Origin of the sequence: Stenotrophomonas sp. S39 (assembly GCF_016624665.1) — a bacterium.
Lineage (GTDB): Bacteria > Pseudomonadota > Gammaproteobacteria > Xanthomonadales > Xanthomonadaceae > Stenotrophomonas.
The window spans coordinates 1-2,237 of sequence record NZ_JACVTT010000187.1 but is presented as its reverse complement, the minus strand read 5'-3'; the positions used below and the strand labels follow the sequence as shown (position 1 = coordinate 2,237).

At 71.8% G+C, this 2,237-nt stretch carries 2 protein-coding genes; both read left to right on the top strand.

From position 1 onward, the window contains the following. Window positions 1-153: 153 nt before the first annotated feature. Window positions 154-1,632, top strand: a complete 1,479-nt coding sequence (locus IAE41_RS22190; RefSeq protein WP_200734593.1) for a DNA-3-methyladenine glycosylase 2 — start codon at window positions 154-156, stop codon at window positions 1,630-1,632. Beyond that, a complete protein-coding gene (locus IAE41_RS22185; protein WP_200734592.1) occupies window positions 1,629-2,120 on the top strand; it encodes a methylated-DNA--[protein]-cysteine S-methyltransferase in 492 nt (163 codons plus the stop codon). The genes IAE41_RS22190 and IAE41_RS22185 overlap by 4 nt, the downstream gene beginning before the upstream one ends. Window positions 2,121-2,237 lie beyond the last annotated feature (117 nt).

Sequence of the window (2,237 nt, the reverse complement as noted above, 5' to 3'; positions counted from 1 at the left end):
GCATCCCCCCGATCGCTGGCCCATTGCCCCAGTGCGAACTCGCCCTGGCCCCCCGCGCGGGGGGGCGGGCCCCCCCCCCCCCCCAACAACCCCTCCAACATCCATGTCCGAATCCGGCGAGTATCTGCCCCCGCCCCGCCCTAGACTGGCGCCATGGACACCGCCCCCACCCTCGACCCCGCCGCCTGCGACCGTGCCCGCCTGGCCCGTGACGCGCGCTTCGACGGTGTGTTCTTCACCGCCGTGCGCAGCACCGGCATCTACTGCCGCCCGGTCTGCCCCGCACCGCCGCCGAAGCCGCGCAACATCACCTACTACCCCACGGCCGCTGCGGCCGCCGCCGCGGGCTACCGGCCATGCCTGCGGTGCCGCCCGGAGCTGGCACCGCAGGCGCAGCAGGCGCTGGCCGGGCAGACCGTGCAGCGCGCACTGGCGCTCATCCACGCCGGCTACCTGCAGGAACAGGCCGTGGCCGAACTGGCCGCGAAGCTCGGCCTGAGCGCGCGCCAGCTGCAACGCCTGTTCGTGGACCACCTGGGCGCCACGCCGGGGCAGATCCATGCCACCCATCGCCTGCTGCTGGCCAAGCAGCTGCTGACCGAAACCACCCTGCCGGTGACCGACGTTGCGCTGGCCGCCGGCTACAACAGCCTGCGCCGCTTCAACACCGCCTTCCTGCAGGGCTGCGGCATGGCGCCGACCGCGCTGCGCCGCCAGCATGCCCCGTCGGCAGCCGATGACGGCAGCCTGGTGCTGCGCCTGGGCTACCGCCCGCCGCTGGATTTCCCGCGCATGCTCGCCTTCCTGCGCAAGCGCAGCCTGCCGGGCATCGAACTGGTCGGCGAAGACAGCTACCAGCGGGTGCTGGGCACGCCCGAGCGCCCCACCCTGCTGCGGGTCACCGCGGACCCGAAGCGTCCCGAACTGCGCCTGCAGCTGGGCGCGGTCGATCCACGGCTGATTCCGGACATCGTGCGCCGCGTGCGCCGCGTGTTCGATCTGGATGCGGACCTGCAGCAGGTGCACGCCGCACTGGCCGAAGAGCCGCTGCTGGCTCGCGGCATCGCCGAACGGCCAGGCCTGCGCGTTCCGGGCGGCTGGGATGGTTTTGAAGTGGCCGTGCGCGCAGTGCTGGGCCAGCAGGTGACCGTCGCCGCTGCCACCACGTTCGCGCGGCGCCTGGTGGATGCGTGGGGTGCGCACCTGCCGGGCATGCCGGCCGAGTTCGACCGCCAGTTCCCCGCACCGGAGGTACTGGCCAACGCGCCGCTGGAATCCATCGGCCTGCCGCGCACCCGTGCAGCCACCGTGCGTGCCCTGGCCGCGGCGTGCGCCAGCGGCGAACTGGACTTCGGCCCGGGCCAGGCCCTGGACGATTTCGTCGCCCGCTGCGTGGCCCTGCCCGGCATCGGCCCGTGGACGGCGCAGTACATCGCGCTGCGCGGGCTGGGCCAGCCCGATGCATTCCCCGCCGGCGATCTGGTGCTGCAGCAGGTACTGGGCCACGCCCAGGGCCAGCGCCTGAGCGAACGTGCCACCGAGGCGCGCTCGCAGCCATGGCGCCCCTGGCGGGCCTATGCAGTGCTGCACCTGTGGCATCTGTCCGGCACCTTTGTTGGAGAACCGACATGACCTTGTTGTTCGATCGTTTCGACAGCCCTATCGGCGAGCTGACCATCGCCGGTGACGAGCATGGCCTGGCCCATGTGCTGTTCCCTGAAAACCGCCACCCGGCACGTGGCCGTGGCGACTGGCGGTACGCACCGGGCGCGTTGCCGGAGGCACGCACGCAGCTGCTGCAGTTTCTGCACGGCGAGCGCAGCACGTTCGATCTGCAGTTGGCGCCGCACGGCACGCCGTTCCAGCTGCGGGTGTGGCATGCGCTGGCGCTGATCCCGTTCGGGCAGACCTGGAGCTACCTGCAGCTGGCGCAGCATCTGGGCCAGCCGACGGCAACGCGTGCGGTGGGCGCGGCGAATGGGCGCAATCCGTTGCCGATCATCCTGCCGTGCCACCGCGTGATTGGCAGCAACGGCGCGCTGACCGGGTTTGGCGGCGGGCTGGAAACCAAGGCTGCACTGCTGCGGCTGGAGCAGCGGCAGGCACCGCTGTTTGCCTGAGGGTTGGGTTTTCCGGCAGGGCTGCGCCCTGCACCCGCCGACGCGAAAGCACAAGCAACTGCAACAGCAACAGCGGGCTATCCGTGGGTTGGCGGGGCGGTGTCGGATTGCGGGGAC

Coding starts and splice junctions, on each gene's coding strand:
- IAE41_RS22190 (WP_200734593.1), top strand. CDS start 154: ATGGACACCGCCCCCACCCTCGACCCCGCCGCCTGCGACCGTGCCCGC.
- IAE41_RS22185 (WP_200734592.1), top strand. CDS start 1,629: ATGACCTTGTTGTTCGATCGTTTCGACAGCCCTATCGGCGAGCTGACC.